Source organism: Anatilimnocola aquadivae (assembly GCF_049819085.1).
In the GTDB taxonomy this organism is placed as follows: Bacteria; Planctomycetota; Planctomycetia; order Pirellulales; family Pirellulaceae; genus Anatilimnocola.
This window is the reverse complement of the sequence record NZ_CP187419.1, coordinates 1,547,018-1,568,172: the sequence shown is the minus strand read 5'-3', so window position 1 is coordinate 1,568,172 and position 21,155 is coordinate 1,547,018. Positions and strand designations below refer to the sequence as shown.

At 58.5% G+C, this 21,155-nt stretch carries 17 protein-coding genes; 6 read left to right on the top strand and 11 right to left on the bottom strand.

The genetic code is table 11. The features are described from left to right. Window position 1: 1 nt before the first annotated feature. Window positions 2-454, top strand: a complete 453-nt coding sequence (locus NA78x_RS06260; protein ID WP_425617572.1) for a hypothetical protein — start codon at window positions 2-4, stop codon at window positions 452-454. A 7-nt stretch (window positions 455-461) separates the two neighbouring features. Here NA78x_RS06260 and nusG read toward each other — a convergent pair whose 3' ends face one another. Next, entirely contained in the window at window positions 462-1,016 is a 555-nt protein-coding gene (gene nusG / locus NA78x_RS06255) for a transcription termination/antitermination protein NusG (RefSeq protein WP_425617571.1), read from the bottom strand. Window positions 1,017-1,460: 444 nt separating this feature from the next. Between nusG and NA78x_RS06250 the strand changes: the two genes are divergently transcribed. Further along, window positions 1,461-1,820 carry a hypothetical protein gene (locus tag NA78x_RS06250; RefSeq protein WP_425617570.1) on the top strand — a complete coding sequence of 120 codons (360 nt, stop codon included), beginning with the start codon at window positions 1,461-1,463 and terminating at the stop codon, window positions 1,818-1,820. Between the two features lie 33 nt (window positions 1,821-1,853). Here the strand turns inward: NA78x_RS06250 and NA78x_RS06245 are convergent, their stop codons facing one another. The 3 genes from NA78x_RS06245 to NA78x_RS06235 form a co-directional block, all read right to left on the bottom strand. Then, window positions 1,854-3,050, bottom strand: a complete 1,197-nt coding sequence (locus NA78x_RS06245) for a BBP7 family outer membrane beta-barrel protein (RefSeq protein ID WP_425617569.1) — start codon at window positions 3,048-3,050, stop codon at window positions 1,854-1,856. Between the two features lie 788 nt (window positions 3,051-3,838). Then, window positions 3,839-6,304, bottom strand: a complete 2,466-nt coding sequence (locus NA78x_RS06240; RefSeq protein WP_425617568.1) for a DUF1592 domain-containing protein — start codon at window positions 6,302-6,304, stop codon at window positions 3,839-3,841. 108 nt (window positions 6,305-6,412) lie between these two features. Next, a complete protein-coding gene (locus NA78x_RS06235) occupies window positions 6,413-8,323 on the bottom strand; it encodes a RecQ family ATP-dependent DNA helicase (protein WP_425617567.1) in 1,911 nt (636 codons plus the stop codon). Window positions 8,324-8,326: 3 nt separating this feature from the next. On the opposite strand from NA78x_RS06235, the gene NA78x_RS06230 reads away from it, so the two are divergent. Then, on the top strand, window positions 8,327-8,923 hold the full coding sequence (locus tag NA78x_RS06230) for a type II toxin-antitoxin system VapC family toxin (protein ID WP_425617566.1): 597 nt from the start codon (window positions 8,327-8,329) through the stop codon (window positions 8,921-8,923). Continuing rightward, window positions 8,904-9,128 carry a hypothetical protein gene (locus NA78x_RS06225; protein ID WP_425617565.1) on the top strand — a complete coding sequence of 75 codons (225 nt, stop codon included), beginning with the start codon at window positions 8,904-8,906 and terminating at the stop codon, window positions 9,126-9,128. Before NA78x_RS06230 ends, NA78x_RS06225 begins: the two co-directional genes overlap by 20 nt. A 70-nt stretch (window positions 9,129-9,198) precedes the next feature. On the opposite strand, the gene NA78x_RS06220 is transcribed toward NA78x_RS06225, so the two are convergent. The 7 genes from NA78x_RS06220 to NA78x_RS06190 all read right to left on the bottom strand — a co-directional run bounded on the left by NA78x_RS06220 (window position 9,199) and on the right by NA78x_RS06190 (window position 18,110). Then, window positions 9,199-9,717: a hypothetical protein gene (locus NA78x_RS06220; RefSeq protein ID WP_425617564.1), complete on the bottom strand. Its 519-nt coding sequence runs from the start codon at window positions 9,715-9,717 to the stop codon at window positions 9,199-9,201. 222 nt (window positions 9,718-9,939) lie between these two features. After that, window positions 9,940-12,132: an alpha-glucan family phosphorylase gene (glgP, locus tag NA78x_RS06215; protein WP_425617563.1), complete on the bottom strand. Its 2,193-nt coding sequence runs from the start codon at window positions 12,130-12,132 to the stop codon at window positions 9,940-9,942. 258 nt (window positions 12,133-12,390) lie between these two features. Next, window positions 12,391-12,849 (bottom strand): FxsA family protein, encoded by a 459-nt coding sequence (locus NA78x_RS06210; RefSeq protein WP_425617562.1) that lies wholly within the window; start codon window positions 12,847-12,849, stop codon window positions 12,391-12,393. Window positions 12,850-12,947: 98 nt separating this feature from the next. Beyond that, window positions 12,948-13,781: a hypothetical protein gene (locus NA78x_RS06205; RefSeq protein WP_425617561.1), complete on the bottom strand. Its 834-nt coding sequence runs from the start codon at window positions 13,779-13,781 to the stop codon at window positions 12,948-12,950. A 400-nt stretch (window positions 13,782-14,181) separates the two neighbouring features. Further along, on the bottom strand, window positions 14,182-15,879 hold the full coding sequence (locus tag NA78x_RS06200; protein WP_425617560.1) for a DUF4153 domain-containing protein: 1,698 nt from the start codon (window positions 15,877-15,879) through the stop codon (window positions 14,182-14,184). 92 nt (window positions 15,880-15,971) lie between these two features. After that, window positions 15,972-16,496, bottom strand: a complete 525-nt coding sequence (locus NA78x_RS06195; RefSeq protein WP_425617559.1) for a hypothetical protein — start codon at window positions 16,494-16,496, stop codon at window positions 15,972-15,974. Between the two features lie 123 nt (window positions 16,497-16,619). Further along, window positions 16,620-18,110, bottom strand: a complete 1,491-nt coding sequence (locus NA78x_RS06190) for a prenyltransferase/squalene oxidase repeat-containing protein (protein WP_425617558.1) — start codon at window positions 18,108-18,110, stop codon at window positions 16,620-16,622. A gap of 222 nt (window positions 18,111-18,332) precedes the next feature. On the opposite strand from NA78x_RS06190, the gene NA78x_RS06185 reads away from it, so the two are divergent. Together NA78x_RS06185 and NA78x_RS06180 are read left to right on the top strand one after the other, a co-directional pair. Next, on the top strand, window positions 18,333-19,793 hold the full coding sequence (locus tag NA78x_RS06185) for a leucyl aminopeptidase (protein WP_425617557.1): 1,461 nt from the start codon (window positions 18,333-18,335) through the stop codon (window positions 19,791-19,793). Window positions 19,794-19,847: 54 nt separating this feature from the next. Beyond that, window positions 19,848-21,155, top strand: coding sequence for a lactate racemase domain-containing protein (locus tag NA78x_RS06180; protein WP_425617556.1), 1,308 nt, complete (start codon window positions 19,848-19,850; stop codon window positions 21,153-21,155).

Here is a 21,155-nt window from a genome sequence, read left to right as displayed (position 1 = left end):
TATGAAAATCAAAACGATCGCCGGCCGACGCCTGTGCCAGCTCACATTGGGAGCCGTCGCAGCTTGGGCGACCTGGACCGCCGGAACCATGCCCGCCTGCGCACAAGTTCCCTATGGGGCTCGGCAGAACCACTGCCAATGCAACTCTCCTTGGAGTGCGTCTCCCTGCTTTGGTGTGTACAGCACTTGCTGGCGCGCGTGGCCCGGCGAATGCGAGTCCTGCCCGTCGTTTGCCGCCTTGCCGCTGCATCAACAGCAGCCAAGCGTGCCCACACCGGCACCGTATATGGCTCCGCAACCGCGGCCCCAACCCGAAGTTGAACCGGCCCCAGCTCCTGCTCCCGACGATCAGGCAGCTAGAGTCCAGAACGCAGTTCTCTCTTCCGCTCGCAAGTACCGGCCACCAACTGTCAGCCGCTTCAATCCGCAGGGACGAGCCCAGCAGTACAAGTAGCCTGCAATTAGATCGGTTCGACCTGGTAGTCTTGAATGACGACCGAGACGCCCTGTTGCAGGAAGCGAACCGCAATCACCAGGCGGTCTTCCCCGCGGCGGCTCACAATCTCTCCTTCGACGCCCATGAGCGCGCCGTTCTTCACGCGAACTCGCTGGCCTGGAGCCAGGCGAGATTCGACCGCCAGAGGAGCACCTTCTTCGATCAGACGGTGGATGTTCAGCAGGTCAGCCGTCATTTCTTGCCTCGCGTCGACATCGAGCGTTTGAACGATTCGGTCGGTGGCGAAGGCAGAACCTCTCTCTTCTTCGGTGCCGAACAAAAACAAATAGCTGCCGAATAGCGGCAGGTACGACTGCTTCTTCCGTCCATTGACCAGGGTGAAGCGACTGATCAGCGGGAGGAAGAAGGGGATGTCTTTTTGCACCAGGTCGCGGGCAAGGGACTTCTCTTGGCGGGGCTTGGTGTAAACGGCCCACCACTGCCGGTCGGCATCAGCGGGGGCGATCTCTGTAAACAAGTTGCCGGGATAGACGCTCGGTTCTTTCGCAAGGATTGGCATCGTCAGCAGCCTCTTCGGATGGGGTGGGCACAGCCAGGTAGGGGGGTAAGGCTAAAGCGGAGAGGTCCAGCTAAGATACACCGAAGGGAGGGCAATCACCAGTGTTTCCGGGAGATTAACCACAATTTCCCGCAATTTTCTCAAGTCGCATTTTTTGCTCACGTAACTCCTTATCTTTCAAGGTGTTAAAAAATCAACCGGCGCCATTGGATGCGAAACCGGTGGTGGAAAACTAGTCGATTTCGCCCCTCGATTGCTGACTGGCGAGGCGATATTTCACCCCCCGATTGGGCCTGGCGATTCTTGTCAACGCGATCCGGCGACTTGGCTCCCACTACGGAAGTGGAGTATTCGCATCTACTTCGCACGCGAACGCGAAAATTCCCAGCTATTTTTTGAGCGTCAGGAAACCGACCTGGGAGGGCAATAGAGGGAAACTGCTCGGTGCTCGTCAGATTTTTGTCACTTTTCTGCTCGAACTGGCCGTCGACGGCGCTCCAGTCGTCTCTTCTCTCCTTCAACCAGTCGTTGACTGATAGGCGCTTCATGGAAATTGACTTGCAGCGGTTAGATAACCGCCCGGTTCGAGTCGACATGCTCTTTCGCGATCACGGCGAGGTCTTGCGCGGGCAGGGATGCTTCCAGCACGACCCGAGTCTGGGCGATGTTCTGGGGATCACGATCGCGGATCCGGCGGGAGATTTTGAGCTTCTGCTACAGGCCGATGCTTGGTCTGGAGAAGTGGTCGACGACGAATCGGGCTTAGCCGATTTTCGGATCTGCCTCGCCGAAGCAGGTTCTTAGCGGGCAATTTCTTTGTCGGCCGATCGCAAGCTCTTACCAAACGGCTTCCAGACCGACATTCAGCCCGTGCAGGAAGACCGTGCCGCTGCGGTCGACGACCGTTCCGCTCAGCGGGGCATTGGTGAAATCGATTTGATCGGGCGCTAGAGCCAGGCCCGTGACGAACAACAGGTTGTAGCCGGCCCGCACTCGCCAGATGTCGTTCAATTGGCAATGCCCGCTGATGTTGAAGTCGCCGACGAACGAGCCGCCCGTCTCTTGCACGCTCACGTTGCGGACGACAATCGCGTTGTCGTCATCACCGAGCGTCTGTTTTTGGTTCACGTTGTTGCCAAATACGCCGGCCTTGCCGGTCAATTCCCATTGCCACCAGCGGGCGTGATAAACGGTTCGGGCACCAATTTGAGCACCAATCAGGTTATTGCTCGCGCCAATCTCGTAGTTGCTGACATCGGCGTCGTTATCGGTGGCGAGAAAATTGAGATTCTCGTCCCAGTTCAAGTAGCGAAAGCCAATCAGCCAGGCGATGCCGGCGTGATCTCGCAAATAGTTCACTTCCGCGTTGTGCAGGTGCGAGCGGTAGGTCACGGCAATGGAGTTGGCGTTGTTAAAGTCGTCGGCAAACGCCCCAATCGGATCGGGCAGGTCGAGGTTATTCAAACTGCTAACCGATTCGGTGCCGCTCCACTCCTGAGCACCAAAGTAAGAAAGCTCCCAAGCGGCAACACAGCTGACGCGATGGCCAATCAAGGCGGAAACACCGGGCTCGAAGTTGTAGCTGAAGGCATCGCTCGAGAGGAGCGGCGCTCCCACGTCGGATTCGACCAGCGTCTGGCCGGTAAAGCCTTGGCTGCGTTGCAAAAACAGGGCTTCGATGCGGATATACCAGGCTGTGTGCCACCAGGCGTGACAGCGGGCCCCGCAAGCATAATCCTGGGCGGGCCAAAGGCCACTTTCCTCGTCGGCGAAGTGCGGATTGTTGAGCATCGAGATTTCGTCTGGATGCGGAACATTCATCGCCTGTGGCGGCGTGTAGGGCATGGGTGCCGGCGGAGCGAACTCGGGCTGAGCCATCGGCAGCGGCTCTTCGGCGGGGTTAGGCCGCCCAGCTTCTTCGGCGCGTTCAATCGGTGCGGGTTCCAATTCCTGGATCGTGAGCGGACGCTGGCCGAAGCCCTGCGTGCAAACGCCGAGCAAAGCCAGACCGAATAGCCCTGCGATTGCTCTCATTGGAATCGTTCCCGTGCGGATCAAACGTCAAACCTGCTACTACTATCTAGGTAGATTCGGCAGCCACCCGCCAACTGCTGCAACCTATCCAGTTGCAATCAATCTTTCGATTGGCACGCCTTGTGAAGCTAGGGGCTTTGGCTGACCTGTTCGTGGTGGTAGCACGCGGCGCACGGACGCAGGAGACTCGGCTCGCAGCGTTGCCGTCGTCCCAGCCGGGGCGAGGTGATCTAGACGAGGTGCTCTCTATCTCTGCTTGCACGGGTATCGCTTCGCTCGTTACAGCGACCGGCGCTCACCGGTGGCGACATCCAGCTTCCCTGCGGGACGGATTGCCTCCAACTGCCCCCCAATAAAAATTGGTGATATTTGACCTAACTAGTCACGAGTTGCTTTACAGTGTATCGGCCGGGCTTTACTCTGTAAATAGTCAGCACATCGATTTTTGTGGCGCCACAATTACTGTGGACGTTTTGAGCAGATACCAAGCAGTGGAGCGAATGTTACCGTTAGCGAAAGCGTGAGTAGGGGAGCGCGGCGGGTTCAGCGGGGAGCGAAACTGGTTATCAAACGGTTATCACAAAATCGTCAGAATAACGGGATTTAGCGATGCAAGTGCTTGACGGTTGAGGGTTAGCGGGAATTGGTTATCACGAAAAAACTCGCAAAAAAGTTATCAAAAATGGCTATCGAAACGATGGGGCAAATGGCTGACGCCAAACGGGTTGAACAGCGACTAAGGGGAAGAGCACATGGCTGGTACGAGAGGGAAGGAGCCGGCACGTGGCTCACTTCCGCTGGAAAAGTTCACTGGCAACGATGGCATGAATCAGGTCGCGGAAGCCGTAGTGCTGTTCCTTGACGCGACTGACGATCTGTTCCAGTTGCGGGGCGTCGAGCGTTTCAGGCGGTGCGCCGGTGCCATAGGTGATGAGCTTGGTGGCGAGAGCGCGCGTCAATTGAGGCTTGTCGCTGAGGAGCAGTTGCTTGAACTCGTCGATGTTGGCGAAGGTGCGGCCATCGGGGAGTTTATCGGCGGGGTCGATCGCGGGACCATGCAGATAAGGCATCCGCTTGCCGTCGATCATCACGGCCTTGCCGTTACCGCTGGTACGATAGAACTCGCGATAGCCGCCAATCACGTCGAAGCTTTCGAGTGCAAAGCCTGGGGGGTCGATCTGCACGTGACAACTGGCGCAGCTATCGAGTTGTCGATGCTTGGCCAGTTGTTGGCGAATGGTCGTGGCTCCGCGAATATCGGGTTCAAGTCCCGCGATGTTCTCGGGCGGCTTCGGCGGCGGCGTGCCGAGGATCCGGTCGAGCACGAAGGCCCCGCGGACGACGGGCGAAGTGTGCGTGCCGTTGGCCGTGACCTTCAAGACACTGGCCATCGTCAGCAGGCCGCCGCGATGACTGTCCGCTGGCAACTTCATCTTTTGAAACTCCCAACCCGCGACGCCCGGAATGCCGTAGTGCCTGGCGAGGCGACCGTTGAGCAGCGAAAAGTCGGACGCGACAAAGTTGGTCAGCGGCAAGTTGTGCTCGAGCACCTCGCGAAAGAAGAGTTCTGTCTCCCGGACCATCGACGCCTTCAGCATGTCGTCCATCTCGGGATACAAGATGTGGCTCGGATTCGTCGCGTCGATTTCACGCAGGTTCAGCCATTGGCCGACGAAGTTTTCGGTGAAAGCCTGACTCTTCGGGTGACGGAGAAGACGTTCGACCTGCTCTCTCAACACATCATTGCTCCCGCTCTTCGTCAGCAGTCCCTGTTCAGCCAAACTCAGCAACTCCTCATCGGGCGTGCTGCTCCACAAAAAGTAAGACAGCCTGCTGGCAATCGCGGTGTCACTCAGCGGGCCAGGCTCTTCCTGCAGGAACAAAAACTCGGGCGAGACCATGATCGCGGCGAGTGCGACGCGAATGGCTTGTTCGAAAGTCTGCTTCTCGTCGAGTTTGGCTGCGAAGAGAGCCAGGTAAGGCTTCAGGTCGGCCTCGGTCACGCGGCGACGAAAGGCTCGGCGGGCGAACTTCTTCAGAATTCGCGCGGCGTCGACTGCAGGCTGATCGGAGATCACTTCCACTCGATCGCGCTGGTTGTAGGCGGGAAACGACGCTTGCTGCAAATCGCCAAAGAGTCGCTGGTGACTTTCGGGTGGCCACGTTTCGTTGAGTGGCCCTTCGACTTCGACCCAATCGATGGCCAGCCCGGGTCCTTCGTACACATCGGCGCCGATCTTGTTTACCGTTTGCGCACTGGGCAGGCCGTAGGGAAGAATAGTGATGCTGGTGCGCGGTTCCATGTGATCGACGAACTCAATCAGCTTGGGCTCGGCGGTCAGCACATCGAAGTAGCCGACCAAGTGTGCTTTCGGGCCGCCCATGCCGCCGGCCCCACTGTGAACGCGAAACGTCACGGGCTCGTCTTGGTTTTGGATTGCGGAAGCGGAGATGCGAAAGCGATACTTGCCTCGCTCGGACGGATAAAACTTCGACACGCCGACACTTTGCCACAGCGACGAACAGAACAGCACCACGCTGCCATCTTCGCGTTTGCGAAAGACTTTTTCGGTCGTGTTCTTAACCTGATGCGATTCCTGCAGGTTGTAACGCGTCTTCACCAGCGGCGGAGGCTTGGGCCGATTCGAGATCGCCTGGTTGAGCGCCGTTTCGGCGGCTTCCAGGTAACGATCGAGCAGGAACGACGAAGTGTGCAGCGCTTCGCCGACGTTGTCAAACCCAGCGGCCGAAGTATCGAGCGGCAGCAACTCTCGCAGCGGAGTATCGACGCCAAGGAGATCGCGCACGGTATTCTCGTACTCCGTACGATTCAGCCGCCGCATTACCACACGGCCGGTTGCCGCGCGCTTCACTGCCTCCGCAGCGGCGAGTCGGCTATCGATCCATTTGGTCAGCTGCTCGATTTCTTCCTTGGTCGGACGGGGCTGTTCTTTCGGCAGACCGTCTTTGGGCGGCTGTTCCTTGGGAGGCATTGCGCCGATGCGCAGTTGCTCTTGCACGCTTTGCCAGGCCTCGCGGGTCTCTTTGTTCGTCAGATCGGTGCCGAGCGTATCGAGTCGCAGTTCGCCCTTAGGCTCTGCCCCGCTGTGACAACTCAGGCAATGCTTTTGCAGAATCGGCTTGGCCAGCTGCGCAAAGTCATCGCTGGCCGGCTTCACGCTCTCTTGCGCGGCAGTCGTGCAACAAAGCACGAGGCCGGAGATGGTCAACAGAACATGTCGCCCCTGGATCATTGCCGCACTCCGCGATGCGCCAGATGTCACTCGAAATTGGATCGCCTCAGTCTAGCCGAAACGCATCAAGGCACACCAATGAAACGGAAGTTCGGCGAGAGTGTGCCACTACGTGGGCGATTCCTGCGCGCGGTTGTAAACCTGGCGATAAGGGACATGCGTGAGCGAGCCGAAGAGAGAATCGCGCGAGGCCCTGCTGCGTGTGAGCCCCGGCGAAGTCAGACCGCACAAGAAGCGGGCGAAGTCGCGCGGCGAACAGAGTTCGTACTTGTGACGAACGGCTGCTGCCTGCTGCCAGAGCCGATCGGGAATGGCTTGCGCGGCCGGCGTGTCGATTTTCACCGGCGTACCCGTGAGGCAGTAGGTGCAGGAGCCGCAAGGCTCGCTGAGCGTTTCGCCGAAGTGCTCGCACAACTGAGCCGTGAAGCAGCTGGGCTGACTGACAAGCGACAGGACTTGCTGCAAGCGTTCGAGTTCGCGCGTCTCGCGGGCGACGAGTTTGTCGTGCAACTCGGCGGCCAGCGCGGCGACGTCGTCGGGCTTACGCAGGAGTGTGAAGCGATTTCGCACACCTTCGGCTTTGAGGGTGAGGAGTTGTTGCTCGGCGAGATAGTCGAGTGCGCGGATGATCCGTTCGCGCGGCGCTCCGGTCGCTTCGCTGGTGCGCGTAAGATCGAGCTTGAACCAGGTCTTGGCCTTTTGAGCTTGCCTCAGCACGCTGGCGAGAAAATCTCGCCGCTCTCCTTCGAACCGTTGCAGCATTTCGGCCGACGTGCAGCGAGGCTGGAACGAATAGCTGTCGTAGAAGGCGGTTCCTTCTTCGATCCACTGGCCCAGTTCGAGATAGACGAGCAACGTCCGCACGACCAGTTGTTTGATATCGTGCTTGCTCGACAGGTCGTAGAGCGAGACGTCGAAGTGCTCGGGCTGGCGAAAGATGAATTTGACGAGCGACTGTACGGCTTCCGCCGACGGCGTATCGCCGAGGGCAAAGTTTTCGAGCACCTGCAGATCGTCGGGGCACAGCAGCATGTCGCACGTGGCGGGCAAGCCATCGCGGCCCGAGCGACCAATTTCCTGCGAGTAGTTTTCCAGGCTCTTGGGCAAGTTGTAGTGATAGACATAGCGAATGTCGGCCTTGTCGATACCCATACCGAAGGCGATCGTTGCAACAACGATTGGTTCGTGGCTATCGCGAAACCAGTTTTGCACCGAGTTCCGCTCGTCAGGTTCCATGCCCGCGTGATAGGCCTTCGCGGAGAAGCCAGCCGCAGTGAGACGCTCGGCCACTTGCTCGGCCGTCTTTTGCAGCGTGACATAGACGATGGCCGCGCCGCCGGGTCGTGCGCGAAGCTGGTCGACGAGCCTTTGATCTCGCTCGCGAGCGCTCACACTGGTCGCTTGCAGCGAGAGATTCGGACGGAAAAAGCCCGTGCGAATGGCGGCTGCGGCTTCGATCTTGAATTCGCGGCAGATATCGCGCAAGACGTCGGGCGTGGCCGTGGCGGTGAGTGCCAGCAATCGCTCCGCACGACACCGTTCGGCAAAACGAACGAGCTTCAGATAGTCGGGGCGAAAGTTGTGGCCCCATTCCGAGATGCAGTGCGCTTCGTCGACGGCAAAAAGCGAAACATGGAGCCGCTCGATCGACTCGCGGAACCGTTCGTTGTTGAAGCGTTCCGGCGCGACATACAGGAGCTTGGTTTCGCCGCTGCGAATGCGCTGCATGATGGCGCCGGTCTCTCCGGCCGCGAGTGTCGAATCGATTCGGGCTGCCGAGATCCCGCGCCGCTCCAGCGCGTCGATTTGATCTTTCATCAGCGCGATCAGCGGCGAAACAACCAGGGTGAGTCCAGGGAGCAACAGCGCCGGCAATTGATAACACAGGCTCTTGCCACCACCGGTCGGAAACACCGCTGCCGCCGAACGACCCGCGAGCAGATGCTCAATCACCGCCTGTTGCCCCGGCTTGAACGCTTGAATGCCAAAGCGAGTGGAGAGGAGTTCTTGGGGCGACATGGAGTGCTCCGACCAGTTCGTCAGGTCGCGTTGCGACTGGATATACATATCAAGGTCAGCATCTTAAGCTATCTCGATCCGCCGAGAAACGATCAAAGCGAAAGGTGCCATGTGAAGCCCACGGTCTACATCGAAACCTCGATTGTGAGCTATTTGCGATCCAACTTGAGCTCGCAAGTGGTTGCTGCAGCGCGGCAGTTGCTGACACGAGAATGGTGGGAGTATGAACGCGCCGAGTATTCGCTCGTCACGTCGCAGTACGTGCTCGACGAGGCAGCTGAGGGGAGTCCCGAACTTGCGGCGGAACGTCTCGCGGCGCTGAGTGGCATTCGGCTCTTGCCGCTTGTTCCCGATATTGGCGCCATTGCCAATGAGATTCTGGCGCGCACTGTCCTTCCGCAAATTGCCACTGTCGATGCATTGCATATCGCAATTGCGGTTCACCACCGCGTAGACTATCTATTGACCTGGAACTGCAAGCATATTGCCAACGCCAAGATATTACCCAGGCTGTACGAGACCATTCGTCAACTTGGCCTACCCATTCCGATCATCTGTACGCCGGAAGAAATGGTTGACCATGATCCGCAAAGCTCCTGACGCCGACTCCATCATTGACGATATTCACCAAACCCGGCAGCACATTGCGGAGAAGTTCGCCTTCAATGTCGAGGCGATTTTGGAAGACGCCCGCCTGCGACAACTGGCCTCCGGAGCAGCAGTGTGGAATGGCGATGAACCGGAAAAGCTTGACGACAATTCGCTCGATAGCAACACCAAGAAACGCCAACAGCCGGAAGAATGAACTTCCGGCTGCTGGGCACTTGTGTTGTTTCAGCGGATGTAGCTAGGCGAGCATCGAGGAGGAGTAAGAACTACTCGCTCTTCTTGCGTTCTGGACGCTTGCCACGTTCGGCACCACCACGACCACCTTGGGCGCGGAGTTCCTTGAGCTTGGTCTTTTGTTCGTCGGTCAGCACGCCTTCGACTTCCTTGGTGATTTCAGCAGTCAGGGCGGTCAGTTCTTCGCGGCCCTTCTTTTGGTCGTCGGTCAAGCCGAGTTCTTTGGCCATGAAGGCCTGCATCTCTTCGCGAGGCGTGTTGGCTTCGCGAGCCTTGGTGAATACGTCACGCATCTTGCCTTGTTGTTCTTCGGTGAGCTTGGCCTTGTCCTGGGCGGCCTTCACCTTGTCGGCGAACTTCTTTTGGATGTCGGCGAGCTTGGCTTTTTGCTCGTCAGTCACTTCCAACTGGCGAGGAAGTTCGGTTGGGTTACGGAAGCCGCCAGGACCACCCTGGCCACGTTGGGGGCGACCTTCTTGGGCGGTGACGTTGGCGACAAGAGCCAGGACGGCCATACCGGCCAGGCAAAGACTGCGGAGCGAAGTCGACATGCAAGAGATCCCTACGAGATGTGAGCCCGGCGGCCCGGGGCAGGAAATGCCCACAATCGCGGCGGCCGGAAGTGTACTTACTCGACTAAACACCTCGCTGGGGCCGATGTTTCGCAGGCTGAACCATTTCAGCAGGGAAATGCCGGGCCCCTACGACAAACGCCCCGCAAATCGGTGACTTGCGGGGCGTTGTGCTGTTTTGAACGATATTGCGGCTAAGGCCTACTTGGACGTCATATCGCAGCTGAGGCCACCGGCCGAGGGAACATAGCTGTAGCGGGCGTAGTCCATCACCATGCGGTGAGCACTAAACCGCCAGGCCAGCGTACTGATACTGTTCATCATTCGCTTGATCCATTGGCGAGGCAGTCCGTCCACGTCGCGGTCGTAGTACATCGGCACGACTTCATCTTCGATCGCCTTGAAGAGGAACTCACAGTCCCGCTTGTCGGTGATCGCGTCGTCGTGATGGCTCTTGCCATGACCGATCGCAAAGCCGTTGGTGCCGTCGTAAGCTTCGGCCCACCAGCCGTCGAGAATCGACAGGTTCAAACCGCCATTGAGCACGGTCTTTTGACCGCTGGTGCCCGATGCTTCGAGCGGACGACGTGGGTTGTTGAGCCACACATCGACGCCTTGAATCATGTGGCGGCAGACGTTCATGTCGTAGTCTTCGACGTACACGATCTTGCCGGCGAACCGAGGATCGTGACGAAGGTTGGCGATCGTCTGAATGAAACGCTTGCCGGGCTCATCTTTGGGATGGGCTTTGCCAGCGAAGACAAACTGCACGGGACGTTCTTTGTCGTTGACCAAAGCCGACAACCGCTCGGGATCGTTGAGTAGCAGCGTGGCTCGCTTGTAGGTGGCGAACCGCCGGCCGAAGCCGATGGTGAGCACGTTAGGGTCGAGCACATTGCGAGCGGCTTCCACCGTCTCGTCACTTTCGCCCCGGCGACGGCACTGACGGCTGACGCGGCGACGAACAAACGCCATCAACAGGTTCTTCAACGCGTTGTGCGTTTCCCAAAGTTCGCCGGGATCCACATTGTGAATCGCTTGCCAAACTTCGGGCTCACCCATGCGATAGATCCACTGGGCAATGAAGTGCCGGTCGTAGAGCGTCATCATTTGCGACGCCAGCCACGTGGGAATGTGCACGCCGTTGGTGATGTGGCCGATCGGAATTTCTTCTTCGACTCGCCAGGGCCACAACTGGGCCCACATGCGACGGCTGATGTGCCCGTGCAGTTGGCTCACGGCGTTCGCCTTGCGAGACAGCTTGAGACCGACAACGGTCATGCAGAACGGCTCAGCTGGGTTCTGCGGCTCAACGCGACCGAGACCCATGAGTTGGTCGTAGCTGATGCCCAGCGAATCTCGCAGTGGTCCCAGATGCTCTTCGACAATTTCGCCGCCAAAGCGATCGTGACCGGCAGGCACAGGCGTATGCGTGGTGAAGACCGTTTGGCGAGCCACTTCGCGGAGGGCCTCGTCGAACGGCAGACCATCGTCGTGCATCCGTTCGCGCATCACTTCCAGCGGACCGAACGCGCTGTGACCTTCGTTCAAGTGGTACACACCAGGATGAATACCCAGGGCTCGCAGCGCTTTCACGCCACCGACGCCCAGCACCAGTTCCTGGCGAATGCGGGTTCGTTCGTCACCACCGTACAGACGGCTGGTGAGTTCGCGATCTTCCGGGCTGTTTCCTTCGACATCGCAGTCGAGCAGAAACAGGCGAACGCGGCCGACTTGCATCTTCCACACCTTAGCGAACAAGGTGCCGGTGCGGGTATCGACACGCACCGTGATTGGTTTGCCCTCGGGGGACAAGGCAGGTTCGATCGGCATGTTCTCGACTTTGGTGTCGAGATACTCTTCCTTTTGGAAGCCTTTGTCGTCGAGTTGCTGCTTGAAGTAACCCTGGTCATAGAACAGGCCAATGCCCACCAGATTCACGCCGAGGCCGCTGGCACTTTTGACGTGGTCGCCCGAGAGAACTCCCAAGCCACCCGAATAAATCGGAATAGATTCGTGCAGACCGAACTCGGCCGAGAAGTAAGCGACCGGGTTACCACCGAGCACGCCTGCGTGCGTGGCTGCCCAGGTCTTGGTATTCGCCATGTACTCCTTGAGCCGGCGATGAGCGTAGTTAATCCGGCTGTAGAGGACCATTTCCGCCGCTCGACTGGCGAGACGTTCGGCATTGAACTCTCGCAGCAAGGCGACCGGGTTGTGATCGAGTTGCCGCCAGCGGATGGGGTCCAGATCGCGAAAAATACTGATGACTTCTGGGTGCCAGGTCCACCACAGGTTCTTCGCGAGGGCCCAGCACTTGTCGAACAAGGCCTGAGCCGAAAGTTCGCCGGCCATGTGAGTCGATTCTGGAGCGGCGGTCTCAATCATTGACATTTGGGGTTCCTTCTCCGCCTTTGCCAAAACTCCCTGTTTGCCGACTGCCTGCGAAAACACGAGAGAGAGGTTCGCAGCTACGCACATCGGGCGGGCACAACAGGGCTATTTGGCCGCGCATAATAAGTGCGTCTTATCGGCAGCATGCGGGGGTTGTCAAGAGTCTGAACTAGCGATTGTTTCGCCTCGTCACCTACTCGCCACAGCTATGGAAAAATCGTGACCGCTAAGCAGCAACTACCGGCAGCTAGCGGACAATCAGTCGCTCTGCCGCGGAGAATCAACAACGTAAGAATCTATGACTTCGGTGCGGCGAGGTGCCGCCGAATCACCTCCACCGCGGGCAAAGGTGGTGATGACGCGAGCTTGAAGATACCAGCCCAGCAAACGGCCATACCAACGTCGACACCACGGAATCAGCAGCGTAATTCCAACTAAATCGGTCAGCACGCCGGGAGAAATGAGCAGCGCCGAAGCAAGCACAATCAAAAAGCCATCCATGAGCGAAGCAGCCGGCATCTTTCCCTCGCGCAGATCCCGCTGCACGTTACGCCAAGCTTGTACCCCCTGCCAACGCAACAACAGCGCCCCGATCACGCCCGTAATCAGCACAAAGCCCACAGCCGTGACCACGCTCGTGTATCTGCCAAGCAGCAACAACAGCGTCAACTCGACGATTGGCAGTACAGTCAGCAGCAGAAAAATGCGAGCGAACATGGGCGGGTATCTAGTTTGAAGTTCTGAGTTTTGAGTTCTGAGACAGGAATGCAGCGTGTTTCGAAGTTCCTCCTGTCTCAGAACTCAAAACTCAGAACTTACTGCTCCTTCTGCGGTCCATAGAACTTCGAAATATCGATGCCACCCTTGGTATCTTCTTCCAGTAGTTTGAGGCGAGTTTCGAGGCGGTCGATCTTGGCTTGTAGCAGCGGCAGCAGATTTGGCGTTTGATCGATCTTTTTCGGCCTGGGCACCGCTGGATAACCCAGGTGTCGTTGCAACGCCAGAAACAGGTAGACAGGATCCTTCTGCCGATTGGCCCAGGCGATCTTGCCTTCTTTCACGTCGAACAGCACAGGCTTGTCGGGTGGAGGTGTTTCGCCGCTGCGCTCCCGAGCTTGCCAGAAGTACTCGCTGCGGACGTAAATCAGTTGGGCGAAGTCGACGAACCCCATCTGAGCCCGCACGATTTCGATCCAGCTCTGCCAGCGCTCATCAAAGAGCGGGTCCTGGGACATTGCCGTTAGTCCGGGATCGTATTTCAGGCGATTTCGGCACAGACACTCAAGCTGATACATGAACAGCCCTTGGGGCTGCGGCGATTGGCTACGGTATTCGGCTTCGTAGCGCAGAATATCGACCGCAATCCGCATATCGAAGCGGCCCTCTTCGGCCTCGGCTTCGCGAATGACGTACGTCTGAAACGGCGAAAAGTAATGCCCGAGGCGAGCCATGGCCGATGCCATCGTTCCCGCATGCTTGATCTCGGCCAGCAGAAAATCGATCGCCAGCGGCAAGCGCGTGGTGCTGAGCAGTTCCTGCTTCACTTGCATGAGCAGATCTTGCACCGTGTGATTCTCCGGCAAGCGCTCGGACAGCGCCCGGAACAGATAAGCCTGCTCAATGTATTCTTCGGGATCGAGAGGGTTCATACGTCCATTGTATCCCAGGCCGGCCCAGCAGGTGGATCAGCCTAAACGTCCAACAATCGCGGAGGTTATTGGACACTTGCTGATTCTCGTTTCTTGCCGGAAACTCCTGCAGTCACCGCACTTGCATCATCCACAGCAATTCTCGCAGGTAGTCCTTTTGTCCAACAACCACTTCAATTCTTGGACAGGCCATTTCAATGAACACAGCCCTACACCGCAGAGAAAACCAGTTCACCAACAGCGCTACGGCCGACCCGCGCATCGCGGTCATGCCTCCAACAACCAAACCAGAAGAGAACATCCTGACATTAACGCAAACTGGCGATCTGTTGTCAATAACTTCGAAGGTAGTTTTTGAGAAACAATTCGCGACGTCATCGCATCCGAATGGCGTGAGCTGCTAGTACCACTGATAGGCGTAGTCCTTGAAGCGATTGATTGCCTCGGCGCGGATTTTGGGTGTTTGCCAGTCGGCTAATTCACCTTGCGCCGATCGCAGGCGCCCCAGGAGCAGTTCTTCACTCATCTGATAGCTGGTCCAACTCACATCGGCTCGCTTGGCGATGTTTCTCTCTGCCAATCGCTGACGTTCGGCCAGCATGGCCCGCACACCATCGCGAATGATAGGGTCGTCGGCCTTCGTGAGGGGCAGCAGCATCAAGTAACCTTCGGCACTGATCGGATGCACACTAATCTGCACCGCAGGCGCGGAATCGCCCGCCAATATCTGCCGCACGTTGTACCCGTGAACCAGGGTATCGACCGGTGTAATCGCGAACAGATAGATGGCACCGGCAAGGGCCCACATCTGTCGGTTGATCAGCCAGAGAAAATCGCGATTGTGGACAATCTTCCACAGGACCAGCACAAAGCCCACCAGCACGGTGCTAATGCCGAACAGGCCGATCATGCGCATCCGGGTCATGCCATTGAAGTCGATATAGATGGACATGCGGTTATAAACCGACAGTGCCAGGATCAAATTGAGCGCCGACCAGACCCAAGCCAACGAGCGCAGCTGGCCGATTCGCTCGTCCCGCAACAAGGGGCCGCGAAAGATCACCGAGAGGACGAGCGTCGAGAGGGCCAGGGCAACAGTCAACCACGCGGCTCCTTGATGGGCATAGCCCGCGTAGTAAAAGCCTTGGGGGAATTCGCGAAACCAAAGCGTTTGGAATTCAAACACGAGGTACACGGCGAACAATACAATTACGGCCACCAGCGTATTCCGTATGGGACGGTAGAGCGGCGACTCGACACTTGCTGCCGGCCCAACGGCCGTGGCTTCGAACGGATAAGACCGTTCCAGCCAGAGCCTCGCGTACCCGCCTTCGCTTAGCGAACTTTGGATGATGGGCCGCAGCAAGCCAATCACGAGATACGCAGCGAAGGCCCAAAACACGATCTCGGCGGGTCCCGGCAAACCGCTTTGCATCCAGCGATCAAGCAGCTTGAAGAAAGCGTCGACTCGCGCTTCGACGTTCGCCACCAGGTCGGGATTGGCGAACAGAAACACGCTGCCGAAGACCAGCAACGCAATTGCCGGCAGGACAACTTGCAAAAGCTGCGACTGCGAGACTCGCGGGCGAAAACCCACTGCGATCTGGGCGTACGACGCCATGCCGACAGCGCCAGCGCCGAGCAATTGCGCACCCACCGCCAGGCTGTCGATCACGGTTGGCCAGACGCCGCGCAGCGCGAGCACAAACGCTGTGATCAGCAGGCTTCCTACCAAGGTTCCCAGCACGCTCCCCAGCCAAAGCTGGCGGGCGGCAAGGGCGACGAGCATCAAGCCAATCAACCAAAAGCTGCCGCGCAACTGACGAACGGGCGAACCGAACAACAAGATGACCGGCGTGGCGAGCAACAAGATGACCGGCGTGGCGAGCAACAACGTCGCGAGGCCGGCGAACCCGTGACCACGATAGATCGTGACGTCGGCAATTGCCACAAACAGGGCAACAGCCGTTAATTCGCGAACCATGGCCAGCGACATACCGGAACTTGCTGCGGACTGGCGCGGTGCACTCTCGTGTTCCGAATAGTTACTCGTTGGCTTGGCGGGCAGCGGAAATCCTGCGTCAGCATGAGTAGACATTGCTTGGCTCGCCAGTATTCATAAACCCCCATGCAGTCTAGTCAACTTCGCTCGAAGCAAGTAGCTGCAAGGTTCTCGACCGACAAGTTCCGCTATTCGGTTGCTGGCGGCCCGAGGTATCTCCCGTTAATTGATAGGTGCGTGGTGCCGTCAGCCGCTTGGTTAAACGAGACTTCGGCGGTTGTCGAAAGATTGGAATAGCGCAGCGTGCGGAAAACCTGCGTTGGGCCCAGGCTTCCGTCTAAGAGGGCCCGCCGAACCGATTCTCCTGCCGGGTCATCGTGGGTTGGCGGTCCAAGGGTAGCGATGGCATCTTCGGCAGATTTAATTCCCTGAAAGAGCCCCATCAGTCGATTCATTTCTTCCGGTGCGACCTCAGCAAACCATTTGCCGCGTGTGGACTCGGGCGCTGCGCCACCGCAGAAAGGACAATGATAGATGCACAGCGAAGCGATGCTGTGCGGCTCGCCATTCCCCTCCGGATCGAGGTATTCAAAGCGATACTCGTTCATCGCCGAATCGAACACAATCGGGGAATGCGGATCATCAGCCTGCCTTTGGAGATAAAAGCAACGACAAGGTTCTTCCGTGACGGAGGCATGCGTTTGCTTGGCCATTGTTGCTTCCAGTCTTGTGCACAGCAGAATCGCGCAAGGGCGATTCGCAGAGCGTCGAACACGCCATAGAAAGTCAGTGTAAACAACCGGGTGCCTGGCCGCAGTTAGAAGCCCGTCGTGGCTTTACCAGAGATCGCCGGCTCCGCGGTTGCCATAGAGGGGCAGGTGGCGGTAGTAGACTTCGAGAATCATGATTGCGAGGGCGGTATCGCAAAGGCGGCCACCCGCGACGGTGTGATGGTCGGGTGTGTGCCAGCTGCCCGCGGCATGACCGGTTTTCACTTGCGAAGCAATCAGGTGGTCGCGAAGTGTGCGGTTCCACTTCTCCCACTCGGGACCCCCAAAGTGATGCATGGCCTGCGTGGCATAGTAGTTGAAATACAAGTCCTGCGGATCGGGTCCGCGAGCAGACAGTTTGTCGATGCCTGTTTGCAAGCGCGGGTCGGTTGGCTTCCAGCCTCGATACATGCGACAGAGGAGGCCGATGGCGGAGGGCGTAGGCTGATCGCCGGGCGACTGATAGCCGTAGGTGGCTCCGTCTTGATCTTGCACGCGGTCGAGATACTCGTGGGCGAGGACGAATGATTTCTCGGGGACCTGCAGGCCGGCCAGTCGGCCGCTGTGGAGCGCTAGGAGCTGTCCGCCGAGGACGGTGGTATCGCCCTGTTGGCCGGGAAAGTACCGCCAGCCGCCGAGCGGGTGCTGGACGTTGATGATGTAGTCGAGGGCATATTGCGCGGGCTCGCGCAGCTGAGCATCGTGCGTCAGCGCATAGGCTTCGCACAGCGCGAGCGTGGCGAGTCCTTGGGCGTACATGGTTCCTTCCTGCAAATCGCCGCCCCGGCTGTTGGGAACAATCCGACTGACGAGATATTCGAGACCGCGTTCTACGACCGGCTGATAGCGGCCTTCGCGATGCGTTTGGCCAGCACCAAGGAACGCTAACAGCGCGAGGGAGGTTGCCGCCGTCGTAGACTGATGCGTCCCCTGATGGCTGCACTTGCCCGCACACTTGCCGTGACGATGATCGAACTGCCAACCGCCACTGGCGTGCTGATGGGCGGCCAGCCATTTCAGACCGAGGTCGACCGCTTGTTCACTCTCGGGCGAGCCACCATGAGCACTCACCGGGCGTTCGCGCGCGGCCGCGGTTCGGCCTTCGTAGCCGCCACCGATTTTGAGCGTGGTATTGGTCAACGTGGTGGGAGCACTGGGACGCAGACCTTTCCCTGCTTCTTGCACGACGACCGGCGCGGCCGTTTGCCCGGGCGTCGGGCTGGCAATGTTCGGCGCATCGAAGACGAGCGTGGGTTCAGGAATGATGTCGGCAATGGTCGGCAGGCCGGTCGGCTGTTCGACGGGCGTGAAAGTGAGGTCGATCGGGAGTGGTGGTTCTTCGGCTGCCGACCATTCGACTGTGACCACCTCGGCTGGCAGTTGGAACTGCTGAGGTGCAATGGGAAGGGGGTAAATCGCCAGCCAGACGATCAGCGCCAAGTGCCCGTAAACGGTAAGCAGGGCACAAAACACGAATTGCCGGGAGCTGCGACCGAACAGGCGTCGGTAGAGCCAGTCGCGGCGAGATTCGGGTTCGACTTGGATCTGGATTGCCACAACCGTTACCAGCGTTACGAGCGGAACTTGCCCGCTCGCGGTCCGAGCGCGGGGGCTGGAAACTATAGCTTGCAAACGAATCACTTCTCGGGATGGCATCTTCGCTACAACGCGTTGAGGGCGAGCAATCGTCCCCATCTGCCATTCCTGGCCAGCGGCGTTAAAATTCACGCTGGGCAACTGGACGACATCGAGCGGAAAACATCAGCGGGAAGCTAATTCATGGCAGTGCAGTCAATTCGCGACGGAGTGGCAACGGTTTCCGCAGATGCGGTGGTGGTGGGCGTTTATGCCGACGAACCGCTAAGCGGAGTCGCCGAAGAATTGAATAACGCGACCCAGGGCTTGCTGACCAAGCTGCTGGAATCGAAAGACCTGAGCGGCAAGCGGGGCGAAGTCGTCACGCTCTTTGCCCCTGTCGGCACGAAAGCGAAGCAAGCCACACTGATTGGCCTTGGACCACGCGCCACGCTTGATCGCAGTTCGGCCTTCCGCGCCGCTGCCATCGCCGCCAAAGCGCTCGCCGGCAAAGAACGCGGACTGGTGGCGTTCTACCTCGGTGAAGACTGGTCGCCCGAGTTGCTGGAAAGTGGCATCTGCGGCAGTCTCGTCGGCTGCGTGGGACAGGACTTGTATCGGGCCAAGAAGAACCGCTTTCCGCTGGCCCAGTTGGGCTGGTCGAAGGCTTCGGCCGACGACATTCGCCAAGGCGAGATCCTCGCCAGTGGTGTGAACCTGGCTCGTCGCCTGGTGAACGAACCCGCAGGAGATATCTATCCCGAGTCGTTCGCCAACGAAGCCGTGAGCGTCGCTGAGAATTCAGGTCTTTCCATCGAAGTCTGGGATCGGGCTCGACTCGAAGCCGAACGCTGCGGCAGTTTGCTCGCCGTGGGTAAAGGCTCGGATCGCGATTCCCGGCTGGTGATTTTGAAATACCAAGGTGCCGCCGATTCGGTTGCGCCGCTTGCTTTTGTCGGCAAGGGAGTGACGTTTGACTCGGGCGGTCTCTCGATCAAGCCTACCGACGGCATGAAGACGATGAAGTGCGACATGGCCGGTGCCGCTGCGGTGCTCGGTGCTATGCAAACGATCGCGCAGTTGAAGTTGCCGGTAAATGTGATTGGCTTCTGCGGTCTGGTCGAAAACATGCTCGGCGGCAGTGCCTTCAAACTGGGTGATGTGCTGCGAGCGCGCAATGGCAAGACGATTGAAGTGCTCAACACCGACGCCGAAGGTCGCTTGGTGCTCGCCGATGTGCTGGATGTCGCCCTGCAATCTCAGCCTGCCAAGATTGTCGACCTGGCAACGCTCACCGGCGCGTGCGTGGTTGCTCTCGGAACCGATATCGCTGGCCTGATGACCAACGATCAAACGTGGGCCGACGAAGTGAAGGCCTCGGGAGATGCCGTCGGCGAGTCGCTGTGGCAGTTGCCCATGTATCCCGAATTCAGTGAGCAAATTCGTAGCGAAGTGGCCGATATCAAGAACACCGGTGACGGTCGTTGGGGCGGTGCCATCACCGCGGCGAAGTTCCTGGAAGAATTCGTCGCCGGCAAGCCTTGGGTCCATCTCGATATTGCCGGTCCCGCGTTCCTTGATGGTCAAAAGCCTTGGCTCGATGCCGGCGGCAGCGGCTTTGGTGTTCGGACGCTGGTCGAAATTGCCCGCCGCGCAGCAAAGTAGTTTCTTCACTACTCATCATCCCTTTATCCCTTCCTCGCTTTAACCCTATTCACCATGCCTTGGTTCACTCAATCTGCGGCTGAAATTTCTCGTCCCGAAGTCGAGGCTCTCATCGAGCGCGCTCTCGATGAAGCCAAGCGGCGGATCTGCAAGGATCCGAAACGGGTCTTGTTGCTACCGCCCGATATTACGCGGATGCATTCGGGCAGCGGGTGGATTACCGAGTCGTTCTATAATCTGCTCTCACCGTCGGCCGATGTGCATGTGATTCCGACACTCGGTCAGCACGAACCGCATACGCGCGAACAGAATGCGCAGATGTTCGGGAAGATTCCGCACGAAAAGATTCATCCGCACGACTGGCGCGGGGGCTGTACGCACATTGGCGAAGTGCCCGCCGACTATGTGAAAGAGAAGACCGGCGGCGCTGCCGACTGGGCCTTTCCGCTGTGGCTCAACAGCATGTTGATGCAGGAAAAGTGGGACCTGATTATCAACATCGGCCACGTGGTGCCGCACGAAGTGCTCGGCTTTGCCAACCACAACAAAAACTACTTCATCGGGCTGGCTGGTAAAGATTTGATCTGCACGTCGCATATGGCGGCAGCCAGCTGCGGTATCGAAAACAACCTGGGCAATCTCCTTACTCCGGTGCGGCAGTGCTTCAACTATGCCGAAGAGAAGTACCTGGGTCATCTGCCTGACTTCTATGTGCAAGTGGTCCTGGCCCGCAACCCAGCGGGGCACCTCGTGCATACCGGTGTGTTCGTGGGAGATGATCTCGAGACCTATCTGGGTGCTGCTCGTCAGGCTCGTGAGCAGAACATCACCACCTTTGATGAACCGCTGCAGAAGGTCGTCTGTGTGATGCAGGGAGATGAGTTCTTCAGCACGTGGGTGGCCAACAAGGCCGTCTATCGCACGCGGATGGCCATTGCCGATGGTGGCGAGCTGCTGATTCTCGCCCCGGGGCTAAAGCGATTCGGCGAACAGTCCGATGTCGACGCCCTGATTCGCAAGTATGGCTACTGCGGCACGCCAGCGGTGATGGAGCAGTATAAGAAGAATGCAGACATGCAGGATCTGGCCCACGGCACGGCGCACCTCATTCACGGTAGCAGCGAAGGTCGCTTCAAGATCACCTACGCGCCGGGGCATCTTGAAAGGTCCGACATCGAGCAGGTGAAGTTCGGCTACGCCAACCTCGACGAGCAGTTAGCAAAGTATCCCATCGGCCAATTGAAGGAAGGCTTCAACGAAGTGAACGGCGAGAAGATTTACTTTATCCCGACGCCTTCCGCAGGTCTGTGGGCCACGAAGGACCGACTGTTCAATCGCCAGACGGGCTTTGGTGCGGGGTAG